The organism is Lacicoccus qingdaonensis, assembly GCF_900101075.1.
In the GTDB taxonomy this organism is placed as follows: Bacteria; Bacillota; Bacilli; order Staphylococcales; family Salinicoccaceae; genus Lacicoccus; species Lacicoccus qingdaonensis.
Genome location: NZ_FNFY01000005.1, coordinates 22,885 through 39,193 on the forward strand (window position 1 = coordinate 22,885; position 16,309 = coordinate 39,193).

Consider the following 16,309-nt stretch of genomic DNA (forward strand, 5'->3'; position numbering starts at 1 on the left):
GATGAGAAAAAAGCGGAGAATTTTAATCGTTGACGGCTATAACCTGATCGGTGCCAATAAAGAACTTTTCAATGAATCCAAAGTGTCACTGGAGCTGGCCAGGGAAGAGCTGATTACAGCGCTTGCCGAATATCAGATGGTTACAACATTTGAAATCATCATCGTGTTCGATGCCTACGAAGTGAAGAGTAAGGAGTCCGTCCTTCAAAAACATGGACTCACCGTTATTTTCACAAAAGAAAAGGAAACGGCAGATGAATATATAGAGCGCTTTGTCCATGACAATTACCACCCATTTCTTTGTGAAATCAGTGTAGTGACCAGCGACCTGACTGAACAGAATGCCATCTTTGCTCTTGGCGCCTACCGGATATCATCAAGAGAGATGTGGCTGACACTGGAAGATTCAGAAAAAAATATCAGTAAAGAAATAGATGCAATAAACAGGAAACTGCCAAGGCAGAAACTGGATATCCGTCCGGATGTGTTATCAGAATTTGAAAAATGGAGAAGGGGCTTAAAATAGCACCTTGAAGTAAATGCCGTTCCGCCATATATTTTATATATATAAAATTATGGGAGACGGCTTATGTATCTAATTACTCAACATCACTTTATTCTCAAAGAATCGTTGGATGACCGGATGAATGATTGTGCGTACAAAGTTTACAATGGTGATATTAGTGCATTTGATTGGATCGATGAAAATTTAAGACAGAGCGTTTTTAAAAAGACATTGAAGTACAAATTCGATTATTATGACAGGGAAGATGCACTCCAGGACATGATGGAGCTGGCACTGAGGCTATGCTATAAATACAACCCTGAACTTGGCAACTACCGTCACTATGTCTCCAAAGCGATCACCTATGAGCTGATGAAGCTGTATCACAGAATGACGGACTATGGGTTGAGCGAGGTCATCAAGTCCGTTCAGGACATCACTTTTGAAACTGGTGATCACAGAAACCGTATGCAGGACAATCCGCTGGATATCATCATATATGAAGAGAACAAGTCACATATTCTGAACAATCGTAAAGTATGCTCGCCGCTTGAGCGTAAAATCGTTTATTATTGCAACTACGGCTACCAGATCAAAGAAATCTCGGAAAAGCTCTGTGTCAGTGAAAAAGCGATAGTGAACAGTCTGCACAGAGTGAGAAGAAAGCGTAAAAAATAATTTATCGTGTCATTTAACAGTGTTTGACATTGTTTTTTAAAATCGGTATAGTAAATAAGAATTGAGTGAGATGTGTTATATGAAGATAACATTGGCGTGTAATGAATGTGGCTCCAGAAACTATCAATTAAAGAGTGACCATAAAGAACGTTTAGTCATGAAGAAGTATTGTAAAAAATGTAATCGGCATACGACTCATAAAAGTTCCATCTGAAGTAGGAGGATTTGTTAAAAATGGCAAACAATAAGAATTTCTTTCAAAATGTAGTCAGCGAAATGAAAAAAGTCAGCTGGCCGACAGGTCAGGAAACTGCCAGATTTACAATGATTGTCGCAATGACGGTTATATTTTTCTTGGCTTTTTTCTATGCATTGGATTTAGGCATTACAGCATTAATAGATTTATTGTAATTTAAAGGAGCGATTGGATGTCTGGTGAAAAGAATTGGTATGCCGTTCATACTTATTCGGGATATGAAAACAAAGTAAAGGCGAATTTACTTGCCCGTCTTGACTCTATGAATATGCAGGATCGGATTTTCAGAGTGGTGATCCCTGAAGAAGAAGAGACGACAGTTAAAGATGGCAAACGTAAAACGGCGATGAAAAAGACATTTCCAGGCTATGTACTAGTAGAATTGATAATGACAGATGAATCCTGGTATATTGTCAGAAATACACCGGGTGTCACTGGATTCGTAGGTTCACAGGGTGCAGGAAGCAAACCGAACCCGTTACTGCCTGAAGAAGTGAAGTTTATTTTGAAATCTATGGGCATGGTTGAAAAGACTGTAGATTTTGAAGTTGAAGTCGGTGAAGTCGTCAATATCATTGACGGTCCGTTCAACAACCAATCCGGTGAAATCAAAGAGATTGATGAAGAGCGCTATAAGCTGACGGTGCTTGTCGAAATGTTCGGCAGAGAAACGCCTGTGGAAGTAGAATTCGATCAAATCGAAAAACTATAAAATTCAGGTTGTATTTTAAATATAATAATGGTAGAATATTATGGTCGGAATTTTCCGGCCATCTTTTTATAGATGCGAGTGGGAGGATAAAATCTTAATATCCTATGACCACATCACGATAAACGAGGAGGTGCACATCGTGGCTAAAAAAGTTATCAACGTTGTGAAATTGCAGATTCCTGCAGGGAAGGCAAATCCAGCGCCGCCAGTTGGGCCGGCATTAGGTCAGGCAGGCGTCAATATCATGGGATTCTGTAAAGAATTCAATGCACGTACACAAGAGCAGGCAGGTCTGATCATTCCAGTAGAAATTTCTGTATTTGAAGACCGTTCATTTACTTTCATAACAAAAACACCACCAGCTGCAGTATTATTGAAAAAAGCTGCAAATGTCGACAAAGGTTCAGGCGAGCCGAACAAAGACAAAGTGGCGAAAGTAACAGAAGCGCAAGTGCGTGAAATTGCTGAAACGAAAATGGAAGACCTTAATGCGGCTGATGTAGAAGCGGCAATGCGTATGGTCGAAGGTACAGCACGAAGCATGGGCTTCGAAATTGAAAAGTAAAAATGACAATGACTGTATAAAAACGTATTAATACAAACGTGGGAGGATAACCCGCTAAAACCACAAGGAGGAATTATCAATGGCTAAAAGAAGTAAAAAGTATCAGGCAGCGCTTGAAAAATTTGATGCCAATTCTTCATATTCAATTGAAGAAGCAGTTAAAATAGCTCAAGAAACAAGCACTGTAAATTTTGATGCTTCTGTTGAAGTCGCTTTCCGCCTGGGTATTGATACACGTAAAAACGACCAACAAATCCGTGGAGCGATTGTATTGCCGCACGGTACTGGTAAATCACAGCGTGTATTAGTATTTGCTAAAGGTGAAAAGCTCAAAGAAGCAGAGGAAGCAGGCGCAGATTACGCAGGAGATCAGGAATTCGTTCAGAAAATCAATGGCGGATGGTTTGATTTTGATGTAATCGTTGCAACACCTGACATGATGGGTGAAGTTGGTAAACTTGGACGCGTATTAGGTCCTAAAGGTTTAATGCCGAACCCTAAAACAGGTACAGTTACAATGGATGTTAAAAAAGCAGTGGAAGAAATCAAAGCAGGTAAAGTTGAATACCGTGCAGAGAAATCAGGTATTGTACACGTTGCAATCGGTAAAGTATCATTCGATACTGAGAAACTGGTTGAAAACTTCAATGCAATCCACGATGCTCTTGGCAAAGCGAAGCCTTCATCTGCGAAAGGCACCTACTTTAAATCTGTAGCAGTTTCATCAACGATGGGACCTGGAATTAAAGTAGACAACAACGCAGCAAGAATTGTTTAATAAAAATTAATATTGACAAGTGCAGCTGGCTGTTGTACAGTTGCACTTGTATTAAAATATTACCTAAGACAGCAGGAGTGACGTTTTATACGCCGCTTAAAAGACCATCCTGCCGAGGCAAATGAAAAGACTTGAATTGACCAATATATATTCAAGCACTTTTTGCCGTAGGTAAAAGGTGCTTTTTTTTATTGCACCAACCTATACACACAAAATTATGGAGGTGTAAGAATGTCAAACGTGATGGAATCGAAACAGCAGTTAGTAGACGATATCGCTGCTCAGTTGAAAGAATCTGTATCTACAATAGTTGTAAACTACCGTGGACTGACAGTGTCTGAAATAACTGAACTGCGTAAAAACCTCAGAGATGCCGGCGTAGAATTCAAAGTATACAAAAATACGATGACTCGCCGTGCAGCTGAAAAAGCAGAACTGACAGAGTTGAATGAATTATTAACTGGTCCAAACGCGATTGCATTTTCTAATGAAGATGTTGTTGCTCCGGCTAAAGTTCTGTACAACTTTGCTAAAGAACATGAAGCTTTGGAAATCAAAGCAGGTGTCCTTGAAGGCAAGTTCACACCGGCAGAAGATGTGAATGCAATCGCATCACTACCATCCAAAGATGGACTTGTATCTATGCTGCTATCTGTACTTCAAGCTCCGGTACGCAACTTCGCTTATGCAGTTAAAGCTGTTGGTGAAGACAAAGAAGAAGCTTAATCATAATTAAATCAAATAAAAAATGGAGGAATTTATAATGGCTAATCATGAAGAAATCATTGAAGCGATTAAAGGTATGACAGTTTTAGAATTAAACGATCTTGTAAAAGCAATTGAAGAAGAATTTGGCGTAACTGCAGCAGCACCAGTAGCAGCAGCAGGCGCAGGCGGCGGAGAAGCAGCTGCTGAAGAGAAGAGTGAATTCGACGTTGAACTTACAGATGCTGGTTCATCCAAGATCAAAGTCATCAAAGTAGTACGTGAAGCAACTGGTCTTGGACTTAAAGATGCTAAGGAACTTGTAGACGGAGCTCCTAAAGTGATCAAAGAAGGCATGGCTAAAGAAGAAGCTGAAGAACTTAAAGAGAAGTTGGAAGAAGTAGGCGCTGGCGTAGAACTTAAATAATTTTTGTGTATAGTTAATTTTTGAAGTGAGGCTCATATAAACAAATTGTTTAGATGAGCCTCACTTTTTCATTACATAAAACATCACCGGAGGTGAAATTGATGTCTCATTATTTTACAACGGACCAGTCCGCCCATGATTACAAGGAGATAGACTATACCTTTGAAAACAGTGTCTATAAGTTTAAAACGGACCGTGGTGTTTTTTCAAAAGATCAGCTGGATTACGGTACGAGAGTACTGATACGCGGTGTGTTCTCTGATAATGGGGGAGGTTCTGCCTCATTGATTGATATGGGGGCGGGTTACGGACCGATAGGCATCATACTGGGCAAGGTTTTAAACGCCCGGCCGGTGATGGTCGAAGTGAACGGGGATGCGCTCAGTCTGCTGCATGATAACGCCGCAAAGAATGATATCGATGCTGAGATTTTATCGAGGGAAGCGTATGATGGATCCGATGTGAAAGCTGAACTCTATGTTACCAATCCCCCGTTCAGAGCCGGCAAAGATGTTGTCATGGGCATTATAAAAGATGGGTTCAGCCGTCTCGTGCCGGCCGGTAGATTTTATATGGTCGTTCAAAAGAAGCAGGGTATGAAATCATATAAAGATTCGATTGAACAATTGTTTGGCAATGTTGAAGTGCTCTTGAAAGATAAGGGCTATTACGTATTAAAAGGTATAAAAAGACACGAGGGTACCGGTCAAAACACAAATTGAAAAGAAAAGCAATGACCAATTTGACTTGACAAAATACTTGTGTTATAGTTATAGAATGTAAAAATATAATGTCAGTAAGTATGCACTTTTTGTCTGCTTATTGAAATGGAGCGTATTAAATACTGTTTAATATAAATAGAAAATGGAGTTGATTTCGATTCCGTTTTCTTTTTGTCTTTAAACATTCTAGTATGCTAATGTGTATGTTTTACGTAAATTTTATTAGGGGTGAATCTGTCGATGAGTCAAGTGATTCAATATGGAAGACATGCTACACGCAGGAGCTATGCACGTATCGAAGAGCAATTGGATCTGCCTAACTTGATTGAGATTCAGACCAAGTCTTATGAGTGGTTTTTACAGACGGGTCTGATTGAAATGTTCAAGGATATTTCACCGGTGGAAGATTTTACCGGAAATATGTCATTAGAGTTCGTAGATTATAAACTTGGTGAACCAAAATACGATGAAGATGAGGCAAAGAACCACGATGCTACTTATTCTGCGCCATTACGCGTGAAAGTCCGCCTGGTCATTAAAGAGACTGGTGAAGTGAAAGAGCAAGAAGTGTTTATGGGTGACTTCCCATTGATGACAGACACTGGTACTTTCATTATTAATGGAGCTGAACGTGTCATTGTATCTCAGCTCGTACGTAGCCCATCTGTATATTACTCGGAGAAATATGATAAGAATGGTAAGTTGAGCTATGGTGCGACGGTCATACCGAACCGCGGTGCCTGGTTAGAGTATGAAACTGACGCCAAAGACGTTGTCTACGTCCGTATTGACCGCACTCGTAAACTTCCGATCACAGTGCTTGTCCGTGCACTTGGATTCTCAACTGACCAGGAAATCATCAATCTTCTTGGTGATAATGAATATATACGCAACACATTAGACAAAGATACTACAGAAACAGTGGATCAGGCATTGCTTGAAATCTATGAACGCCTGCGTCCGGGTGAACCGCCGACGGTGGAAAACGCCAAAAATCTGCTGTATACAAGATTTTTCGATCCGAAACGTTATGATCTGGCAAACGTCGGACGATACAAAATGAATAAAAAGCTCCATCTTAAAAACAGATTATTCAACCAGGTACTGGCTGAACCGATCGTTGATAAAGAAACGGGCGAAATCGTAGCTGAAAAGGGTGCGACAATCGACCGCAGAACGCTGGATGCTATTACAGATGCACTTGAGTCGACAGCGAACCTGGAGACATATGACCTGGAACAGGGCGCTCTTGATGAGCCTGTTGAAGTGCAGTCAATCAGTGTTGAAGCACCTGACTTTGAAGAAGGGACGACGACAATCATCGGGAACGCATTCCCTGATGCTGAAGTGAAATCAATCACGCCGTCAGACATCATTTCTTCAATCAGTTATTTCTTCAACCTGCTTCATGGTGTCGGCTATACAGATGATATCGACCACCTGGGCAACCGACGTCTGCGTTCAGTCGGTGAATTGCTGCAAAACCAGTTCAGAATCGGTGTTTCACGTATGGAACGTGTCATCCGTGAACGTATGTCAATTCAGGATGCAGAGTCGATCACTCCGCAGCAGCTGATCAACATCCGTCCGGTAATTGCCTCTATAAAAGAGTTCTTTGGAAGCTCGCAGTTATCACAGTTCATGGACCAGACTAACCCATTGGCCGAGCTGACGCATAAGCGTCGTCTGTCAGCGCTTGGACCCGGCGGTCTGACGCGTGAACGTGCCGGCTTTGAAGTGCGTGACGTTCACTATTCACACTATGGACGTATGTGTCCGATTGAAACACCTGAGGGGCCGAACATCGGTCTGATCAACACTTTATCAAGCTATGCGCGTGTCAACGAGTTTGGTTTTATAGAAACGCCGTATAGAAGAGTGGATCATGAAACAAACCGTGTCACAGATCAGATAGACTATCTGACAGCTGATGAAGAGGACAACTATGTTGTGGCACAGGCCAACTCTATACTTGATGAGAACAACCGTTTCCAGAACGATGAGATTTTCTGTCGTTTCCGCGGTAACAACACGCAGATGCCGAGAGAGCGCATGGATTACATGGACGTATCACCAAAGCAGGTAGTATCGGCAGCGACTGCATGTATACCGTTCCTGGAAAACGATGACTCGAACCGTGCACTGATGGGTGCGAACATGCAGCGTCAGGCAGTACCTCTTCTTATACCTGAATCACCTTATATCGGTACAGGTATGGAGCACGTATCTGCCCGTGATTCAGGTGCAGCAGTAGTATCCAAATATAAAGGCAGAGTTTCTCATGTTGAAGCGAAAGCCATCCATGTATACCGTATTGAAGAGAAGAACGGCAAAGAAGTGGAAACAGAGAAAGACATTTACAATCTGACTAAATTCACACGTTCAAACTCAGGTACATGCTATAACCAGAAGCCGATCGTTTCCGTAGGAGACGTTGTTTCCAAAGGTGAAATTCTGGCTGACGGCCCATCCATGGATAACGGGGAAATGGCACTCGGCCGCAACCTTGTTGTCGGCTTTATGACATGGGACGGCTATAACTATGAAGATGCTGTAATCATGAGTGAAAGACTTGTAAAAGATGATGTCTACACTTCAATCCATATCGAAGAATATGAATCCGAATCCCGTGATACTAAACTTGGACCGGAAGAAATCACACGTGATATCCCCAATGTTTCAGACAACGCCCTGAAAAAACTGGATGACCGCGGCATTGTCTATATAGGTGCAGAAGTGACCGACGGCGACATTCTTGTAGGGAAAGTGACACCTAAAGGTGTGACGGAACTGACTGCTGAAGAACGTCTGCTGCATGCCATATTCGGTGAAAAAGCGCGTGAAGTGCGAGATACTTCACTTCGTGTGCCGCATGGTGCCGGAGGTATCGTTCTGGATGTCAAAGTGTTCAACCGTGAAGACGGCGATGAGCTGTCCCCTGGTGTAAACCAGCTTGTAAGAGTTTATATCGTACAGAAGAGAAAGATTAACGTCGGTGATAAGATGGTGGGACGTCATGGTAACAAAGGTGTTATCTCACGTATTCTGCCGGAGGAAGACATGCCTTACCTGCCGGACGGCACACCTATCGATCTTATGCTTAACCCGCTTGGCGTACCTTCACGTATGAACATCGGACAAGTGCTCGAGCTTCACCTCGGCATGGCTGCCCGCGAGATGGGCATCAAGATGGCATCACCTGTTTTCGATGGCGCGAACGAAGATGACGTGTGGGGTACAATGGAAGAAGCCGGACTTGCACGTGACGGTAAGACAGTATTGTATGACGGCCGTACCGGAGAGCCGTTTGAAAACAGAATTTCTGTTGGTGTAATGTACGTGCTTAAACTCGCTCACATGGTTGATGATAAGCTCCATGCGAGAAGTACAGGACCTTATTCACTTGTTACTCAGCAGCCGCTTGGCGGTAAAGCCCAGTTTGGCGGTCAGCGTTTCGGTGAGATGGAAGTATGGGCGCTTGAAGCTTACGGTGCTGCATACACATTGCAGGAAATACTGACGGTCAAATCAGATGATACAGTCGGACGGGTGAAAACTTACGAATCGATTGTGAAAGGCGAAAACGTGCCAAAACCAGGTGTCCCTGAGTCATTCAGAGTATTGATGAAAGAGCTTCAGAGCTTAGGATTAAATGTCAAGATCATGGATAATGAAGACAATGAAGTCGATATGCATGACATGGAAGACGAGGACAATTCGAATCAACTGAATGTCAGCGATAAAAAACAAGTTGAAACTGAGAATGTCACTGAGTGATGTACTGAGCTTGATTAAACTTTTAGGGAGGAAAGCTCATTGATAGATGTCAATAGATTTCAATATATGAAAATCGGTCTTGCTTCATCGGAAAAGATCCGTTCGTGGTCTTTCGGAGAAGTCAAGAAACCTGAAACAATTAACTATAGAACTTTGAAACCAGAGCGTGATGGATTATTCTGCGAGAAAATTTTCGGTCCGACTAAGGACTGGGAATGCAGTTGTGGAAAGTATAAACGTGTACGTTACAAAGGTATGGTCTGTGACCGCTGTGGTGTAGAGGTTACACGCGCAAAAGTACGCCGTGAGAGAATGGGGCACATTGAACTTGCTGCCCCTGTATCACATATCTGGTATTTCAAAGGCATCCCATCAAGAATGGGGCTTCTGCTGGATATGTCGCCGCGTTCTTTGGAAGAAATCATTTATTTCGCATCTTATGCAGTCATCAAACCGGGATCAACCGGTTTGGAACCCAAGCAGCTTTTATCCGAAAGGGAATATCGTGAGTATTATGAGAAGCACGGCAATACTTTCACTGCAAAAATGGGTGCGGAAGCAATCAAGGAACTGCTTCAGAATGTTGACCTTGAAGAAGAATTGTCACAACTGAGAAAGGAACTTGAATCTGCGACGGGTCAAAGATTGACGCGTGCGATCAAGCGGCTGGAAGTTGTGGAATCTTTCCGTAACTCAGGAAATAACCCTGAGTGGATGATTTTAGATGTCCTTCCTATCATTCCGCCGGAAATCCGTCCGATGGTACAGCTGGATGGCGGACGTTTTGCAACGAGTGATTTGAACGACCTATACCGTCGTGTAATTAACCGTAACAACCGTCTGAAACGCCTGCTGGACCTGGGTGCTCCAGGAATCATCGTACAGAACGAGAAACGCATGCTGCAGGAATCCGTCGATGCTTTAATCGACAATGGCCGACGCGGCCGCCCGGTCACAGGGCCGGGCAACCGTCCGTTAAAATCGTTGTCTCATATGTTGAAAGGTAAGCAGGGACGTTTCCGTCAAAACTTACTTGGTAAACGTGTAGACTACTCGGGCCGTTCAGTTATCGTCGTCGGACCAAACTTGAAGATGTACCAGTGCGGTCTGCCAAAAGAAATGGCGCTTGAACTGTTCAAGCCTTTCGTCATGAAAGAGCTTGTCGAGCGTGAAATGGCGACCAACATTAAAAATGCCAAAGGTAAAATAGAACGTATGGAAAGCGAAGTATGGGATGTGTTGGAAGATGTAATCAGAGAACACCCTGTACTGTTAAACCGTGCGCCTACACTGCACCGTCTGGGCATCCAGGCGTTTGAAGCTGTACTGATCGAGGGCCGGGCAATTCAACTTCACCCGCTTGTGACGACTGCTTATAACGCTGACTTTGACGGTGACCAGATGGCTGTTCACGTACCGCTTTCCAAAGAAGCGCAGGCAGAGGCGAGAATGCTGATGCTTTCAGCTCAGAACATTCTGAACCCGAAAGACGGCAAGCCGGTTGTTACACCGTCACAGGATATGGTTCTGGGTAACTACTATTTAACACTTGAACGCGAGAATGATAAGCGTGAAGGTCATATTTTCAAAGATGCGAATGAAGTCATCATGGCCTACACCAACGGCTATGTTGGTCTTCATACAAGAATCGGTGTCCATGCAGGTTCATTGGAGGTTGAAAAAGTATCTGAAGAAAACCGCGGCAAAGTAATGCTGACAACGGTCGGGAAGATTATTTTCAATGAAATCATGCCACCGTCATTCCCGTATATAAACGAACCGACAAGAACCAACCTTGAAAATAAAACACCTGATGAATACTTCGTACAAGTTGGAAAATTGGGTGAAGGCGGCCTGAAAGAATACTATAAGGACAGACCACTTGTCGATCCATTCGATAAGGGCTACCTGGGCCAGATCATTGCTGAAATCTTCAACAAGTTCCACATTACCGAAACGTCTGTAATGCTGGACCTGATGAAAGATCTGGGCTTCAAGTATTCTTCCAGAGCGGGTATTACGGTCGGTGTATCCGATATCGTGGTACTGCCGGACAAACAGCAGATCATTGATGAGACAGAGGATAAAGTTGAAAAAGTGCAGAAGCAGTTCTCACGTGGTCTGATCACAGAGAATGAACGTTACGGCACAGTCATTGAACTGTGGACAAAAGCAAAAGATGTCATCCAGGAAAAACTGATGAATTCATTGGACAGATTGAACCCGATCTTTATGATGAGCGACTCAGGTGCCCGTGGTAACGCATCAAACTTCACGCAGCTTGCAGGTATGCGTGGTCTGATGGCGAACCCGTCCGGCCAGATCATCGAACTTCCGATCACATCAAGCTTCCGTGAAGGTCTGACAGTACTCGAGTACTTCATTTCCACACACGGTGCACGTAAAGGACTTGCGGATACAGCTCTGAAAACAGCTGACTCAGGTTACCTGACACGTCGTCTCGTTGACGTCGCACAAGATGTGATTGTTCGTGAAAAAGACTGTGGTACTGATAAGGGACTGTTGGTTTCAGCACTTACAGAAGGTTCAGAACTGATTGAACCGCTGATCGACCGTCTCGAAGGCCGTTACGCCAAAGAAACAATCAGAAATCCTGAAACTAAAGAAATTATTGTACGTTCGAATGACCTGATCACCGTAGAAAAATCCAAAGAAATCGTGAACAGCGGCATTGAAGAAGTGTATATCCGTTCGGCATTCACTTGTAATACGCGTCACGGCGTATGTGAACGCTGCTATGGTAAAAACCTTGCGACCGGTGAAAAAGTTGAAGTCGGCGAAGCGGTTGGTACAATCGCAGCCCAGTCCATCGGTGAGCCGGGTACACAGCTTACGATGCGTACATTCCATACGGGCGGGGTAGCCGGAAGTGATATCACTCAAGGTCTGCCGCGTATCCAGGAGTTATTTGAAGCACGTAACCCTAAAGGTCAGGCCGTCATTACTGAAATCGGCGGCGAAGTGACGGATATTGAAGTTGTTAAAGATCGCCAGCAGGAAATTAAAGTCAAAGGCGAACAGGAAACAAGAACATACACCGCACTTGGCGCAGCAAGGCTGAAAGTTGAAATCGGTGATACAGTCGCTCCGGGTGATTCGCTGAGCGAAGGTTCAATCGAACCGAAAGAATTGCTGACGGTCGCCGGATTGAACAAGACGCAGGAATACTTGCTTAAAGAAGTTCAAAAAGTATACCGTATGCAAGGTGTTGAAATTGATGATAAGCACGTTGAAGTAATGGTCAGACAGATGTTACGCAAAGTGAGAATCATCGATGCCGGAGATACGACACTCCTTCCTGGCGCACTGGTTGAAGTGCACTCATTTACGGATGCGAATAAAGAAATCTTTAAGAAGAGAAAACGCCCGGCAACAGCCAAGCCTGTATTACTCGGAATCACAAAAGCATCACTGGAAACTGAAAGCTTCCTGTCAGCGGCGAGTTTCCAGGAGACAACAAGAGTGCTTACAGATGCAGCGATTAAAGGTAAACGCGATGAGCTGCTCGGACTTAAAGAGAACGTCATCATTGGTAAACTGATACCTGCAGGTACAGGAATGCCGAGATACCGTGATGTTGAAGTTGATGCAGAATTACCTGAAACAGCTGAGAAAGAACCAGTGACAGAAGAATAATATAAATTTGGAAGTGTCCCGCCGAAGTTATACAGCGGGACACTTTTCGCATGAAGAAGTCAATAGATGAAATGATTGCATACAGGGGATAGGGTCTTTATTTCAAAAGGCGCTTCTCCTGCATATTTTATGCTTTAACCCTTGTACCATGCGGCTAATCTTGTTATCATTACTACTTGAGGCAATTAAGGGATTAATGCTCAAAAATACTTGACAATGGCATTTTCAAAGTGCTATTATTGTTAAGGTTACTCTATAATGGGTAATTTACCTCTTAGAGAGCAATTTAGATGCGAAATTGTAAGAATTTATTCTTACAGATTTTTTATAATCTAAAAATGAACCACCTGGATGTGTGGTATTACAAAATCTTGATAAAGGGAGGAGGACTATTTAAAATGCCAACTATTAATCAGTTAGTCAGAAAGCCGCGTAAGTCTAAGAGCCAAAGTACAGACTCACCAGCACTGAACAGAGGTTTCAACAGTCTAAAAAAGCGCGTGACGAAAGAATCAGCGCCTCATAAGCGTGGTGTTTGTACTCGTGTAGGTACAATGACACCGAAGAAGCCGAACTCGGCGCTTCGTAAATATGCTCGTGTGAGACTTTCCAACAACATCGAAGTTAACGCCTATATCCCTGGTATCGGCCATAACCTGCAGGAGCACAGTGTTGTTCTTATCCGCGGGGGACGTGTCAAAGACTTACCGGGTGTACGTTACCATGTTGTACGTGGTGCACTTGATACTTCAGGTGTTGACGGACGTATGCAGGGCCGTTCACTATATGGAGCCAAGAAACCTAAAGCTAAAAAATAATTAAAGTCACTAATTCTTTGTATATGAATTAAACTTTTGACGCATAAATGATAAAATTTGAAGGGAGGATTACAATATGCCTCGTAAAGGTCCAGTTGCAAAAAGAGATGTGTTGCCAGATCCGATTCACAACTCGAAACTAATCACGAAACTTATCAACAAAATGATGGTAGACGGAAAGCGCGGTACTTCACAAAGTATCCTATACAGTGCATTCGATCTTGTTCAGGAACGTTCAGGCAGAGATGCCATGGAGGTTTTCGATGAAGCGATTGAGAATATCATGCCTGTACTTGAAGTTAAAGCGCGCCGTGTCGGCGGTTCAAACTACCAGGTGCCTGTGGAAGTACGCCCTGAACGCCGTACGACTCTAAGTCTCCGCTGGCTTGTGAACTACGCTCGTCTGCGTGGGGAGAAAACAATGGTGGAGAGATTAGCGAACGAAATTCTTGACGCTGCAAACAACACCGGCGGTGCTGTTAAGAGACGTGAAGAAGTGCACAAAATGGCAGAAGCTAACAGAGCATTTGCTCACTACCGCTGGTAGTGTCAGTGCCTGATAGTAATAAATTTCAATCCATTTTTGGAAGGAGAAAAGAATACTCATGGCAAGACCATTCTCGTTAGAAAAAACGCGTAACATCGGTATCATGGCTCACATTGATGCTGGTAAGACTACGACGACTGAGCGTATTCTTTATTACACAGGACGTATCCACAAACTTGGTGAAACACACGAAGGTGCTTCACAGATGGACTGGATGGCGCAGGAGCAGGAACGTGGAATCACGATCACTTCCGCTGCGACAACAGCCGAGTGGGACGGTCACCGTGTAAATATCATCGATACACCTGGACACGTAGACTTCACAGTTGAAGTTGAACGTTCACTTCGTGTACTTGACAGTGCGGTTACAGTACTTGATGCACAGTCAGGTGTTGAACCACAGACAGAAACAGTATGGCGTCAGGCGACGACATACGGTGTTCCGAGACTCGTCTTCGTAAACAAAATGGACAAAGTCGGTGCCGACTTCAAATATTCCGTAGGCACTGTACAAGACCGTTTACAAGCGAACATTCACCCGATCCAGCTTCCTATCGGTGCTGAAGACAATTTCTCAGGAATCATTGATCTTGTAGAAATGAAAGCCTACAGCTACGGTAATGACTTGGGAACGGATATTGATGAAATTGATATTCCTGCAGAATATCAAGCTGAAGCTGAAGAAGCAAGAGAATCTCTTATCGAAGGTTTAGCCGACGTCAACGAAGACGTCATGGAAAAATACCTTGGCGGCGAAGAGCTTCCTGTAGAAGAACTCAAAGCAGCAATTCGTCAGGCGACTTGTGATGTTGAATTCTATCCTGCACTTTGCGGAACTGCTTTCAAAAACAAAGGTGTTCAATTATTGCTTAACGCAGTAGTCGACTACCTGCCGTCTCCATTGGACGTTAAGCCGATCGTCGGTCATAAAACGGATGATGAAGAGGAAGAATATATTGCAAAACCGGACGATAAAGAACCGTTTGCAGCATTGGCTTTTAAAGTAATGAGCGACCCTTATGTTGGTAAACTTACTTTCTTCAGAGTGTACTCAGGAACACTTGATGCTGGTTCTTACGTTCAGAACACGACAAAAGGGAAGCGTGAACGTGTTGGGCGTATCCTGCAGATGCATGCTAACTCACGTGAAGAGATTTCGACTGTCTACTCAGGCGACATCGCAGCTGCAGTCGGTCTTAAAGATACTGGTACAGGTGATACTCTTACACAGGAGAAACTTGACGTTATCCTTGAGTCCATGGACTTTCCGGAGCCGGTTATTCACTTATCAGTTGAGCCTAAATCCAAGGCCGACCAGGATAAGATGACGACAGCTCTTGTGAAACTTCAGGAAGAAGACCCGACGTTCACTGCACGTACTGACAATGAAACCGGCCAGGTTATCATCGGCGGTATGGGTGAGCTTCACCTTGATGTACTTGTTGACCGCATGAAACGTGAATTCAAAGTTGAATGTAACGTTGGTGCGCCAATGGTATCCTACCGTGAAACATTCAAGACAGCGGCTAAAGTTCAAGGTAAATTCGCACGTCAGTCTGGTGGTCGCGGACAGTTCGGTGATGTTCACATCGAGTTCACACCTAACGAACAAGGTGCAGGCTTTGAGTTCGAAGACAACATCGTCGGCGGTGCTGTTCCACGTGAATTCATTCCTTCGGTTGAAGCCGGACTCAGAGATTCATTGGAAAACGGTGTACTTGCGGGCTACCCGATGGTAGACGTCAAAGCAAGACTGTATGATGGTTCATACCACGATGTCGACTCCTCAGAGATGGCCTTCAAAGTTGCTGCATCATTGGCTCTGAAAGAAGCTGCCAAAGTGTGTGACCCGGTTATTTTAGAACCTATGATGAAGGTAGAAATCGTTATGCCTGAAGAATACATGGGTGATATCATGGGTGACGTAACGAGCCGTCGTGGACGTGTTGAAGGTATGGACGCACGCGGTAACGCACAGGTCGTCAATGCATTCGTCCCACTTTCAGAAATGTTCGGTTATGCGACAGCATTACGTTCGAACACTCAGGGCCGCGGAACTTACACTATGTCGTTTGATCATTACGAAGAAGTACCAAAATCAGTTGCTGAAGAAATCATCAAGAAAAACACTGGTGAATAATTTATAAACTTGATTTTTGTAC

Annotated in this window: 15 protein-coding genes and 1 other annotated feature; all 15 genes read left to right on the plus strand. The window is 43.7% G+C overall.

Features of this window, described 5'->3' with window-relative positions; genetic code table 11:
- Nucleotide 1: 1 nt before the first annotated feature.
- The 15 genes from BLR15_RS04435 (at nt 2) to fusA (ending at nt 16,287) form a co-directional block, all read left to right on the plus strand.
- Entirely contained in the window at nt 2–526 is a 525-nt protein-coding gene (locus BLR15_RS04435; RefSeq protein ID WP_092985089.1) for an NYN domain-containing protein, read from the plus strand.
- A gap of 63 nt (nt 527–589) precedes the next feature.
- Entirely contained in the window at nt 590–1,183 is a 594-nt protein-coding gene (locus BLR15_RS04440) for an RNA polymerase sigma factor (RefSeq protein WP_143003928.1), read from the plus strand.
- A 79-nt stretch (nt 1,184–1,262) separates the two neighbouring features.
- Nucleotides 1,263–1,397, plus strand: a complete 135-nt coding sequence (gene rpmG, locus BLR15_RS04445; RefSeq protein ID WP_245696589.1) for a 50S ribosomal protein L33 — start codon at nt 1,263–1,265, stop codon at nt 1,395–1,397.
- 20 nt (nt 1,398–1,417) lie between these two features.
- Entirely contained in the window at nt 1,418–1,594 is a 177-nt protein-coding gene (gene secE / locus BLR15_RS04450) for a preprotein translocase subunit SecE (RefSeq protein WP_092985095.1), read from the plus strand.
- Nucleotides 1,595–1,611: 17 nt separating this feature from the next.
- Nucleotides 1,612–2,151: a transcription termination/antitermination protein NusG gene (gene nusG / locus BLR15_RS04455; protein WP_092985097.1), complete on the plus strand. Its 540-nt coding sequence runs from the start codon at nt 1,612–1,614 to the stop codon at nt 2,149–2,151.
- Nucleotides 2,152–2,290: 139 nt separating this feature from the next.
- A complete protein-coding gene (gene rplK, locus BLR15_RS04460; protein ID WP_052254920.1) occupies nt 2,291–2,716 on the plus strand; it encodes a 50S ribosomal protein L11 in 426 nt (141 codons plus the stop codon).
- Nucleotides 2,717–2,795: 79 nt separating this feature from the next.
- A complete protein-coding gene (rplA, locus tag BLR15_RS04465) occupies nt 2,796–3,494 on the plus strand; it encodes a 50S ribosomal protein L1 (RefSeq protein ID WP_092985099.1) in 699 nt (232 codons plus the stop codon).
- A 44-nt stretch (nt 3,495–3,538) separates the two neighbouring features.
- Nucleotides 3,539–3,691 (plus strand) — a sequence feature (ribosomal protein L10 leader region).
- A gap of 34 nt (nt 3,692–3,725) precedes the next feature.
- Nucleotides 3,726–4,220 (plus strand): 50S ribosomal protein L10, encoded by a 495-nt coding sequence (gene rplJ, locus BLR15_RS04470; RefSeq protein WP_092985101.1) that lies wholly within the window; start codon nt 3,726–3,728, stop codon nt 4,218–4,220.
- 37 nt (nt 4,221–4,257) lie between these two features.
- Nucleotides 4,258–4,626 (plus strand): 50S ribosomal protein L7/L12, encoded by a 369-nt coding sequence (rplL, locus tag BLR15_RS04475; RefSeq protein WP_092985103.1) that lies wholly within the window; start codon nt 4,258–4,260, stop codon nt 4,624–4,626.
- Nucleotides 4,627–4,727: 101 nt separating this feature from the next.
- Complete coding sequence (locus BLR15_RS04480; protein ID WP_092985105.1) at nt 4,728–5,348, plus strand: class I SAM-dependent methyltransferase; 621 nt, start codon at nt 4,728–4,730, stop codon at nt 5,346–5,348.
- Between the two features lie 240 nt (nt 5,349–5,588).
- Nucleotides 5,589–9,125, plus strand: coding sequence for a DNA-directed RNA polymerase subunit beta (rpoB, locus tag BLR15_RS04485; RefSeq protein ID WP_092985107.1), 3,537 nt, complete (start codon nt 5,589–5,591; stop codon nt 9,123–9,125).
- 39 nt (nt 9,126–9,164) lie between these two features.
- Nucleotides 9,165–12,782 (plus strand): DNA-directed RNA polymerase subunit beta', encoded by a 3,618-nt coding sequence (gene rpoC, locus BLR15_RS04490; protein ID WP_092985109.1) that lies wholly within the window; start codon nt 9,165–9,167, stop codon nt 12,780–12,782.
- Nucleotides 12,783–13,180: 398 nt separating this feature from the next.
- On the plus strand, nt 13,181–13,600 hold the full coding sequence (rpsL, locus tag BLR15_RS04495; RefSeq protein WP_092985304.1) for a 30S ribosomal protein S12: 420 nt from the start codon (nt 13,181–13,183) through the stop codon (nt 13,598–13,600).
- Between the two features lie 76 nt (nt 13,601–13,676).
- A complete protein-coding gene (gene rpsG, locus BLR15_RS04500; RefSeq protein WP_052254911.1) occupies nt 13,677–14,147 on the plus strand; it encodes a 30S ribosomal protein S7 in 471 nt (156 codons plus the stop codon).
- Nucleotides 14,148–14,205: 58 nt separating this feature from the next.
- The gene (gene fusA / locus BLR15_RS04505; protein WP_092985111.1) at nt 14,206–16,287 is read left to right on the plus strand and encodes an elongation factor G; all 2,082 of its coding nucleotides are present in this window, start codon (nt 14,206–14,208) and stop codon (nt 16,285–16,287) included.
- Nucleotides 16,288–16,309: the final 22 nt, after the last annotated feature.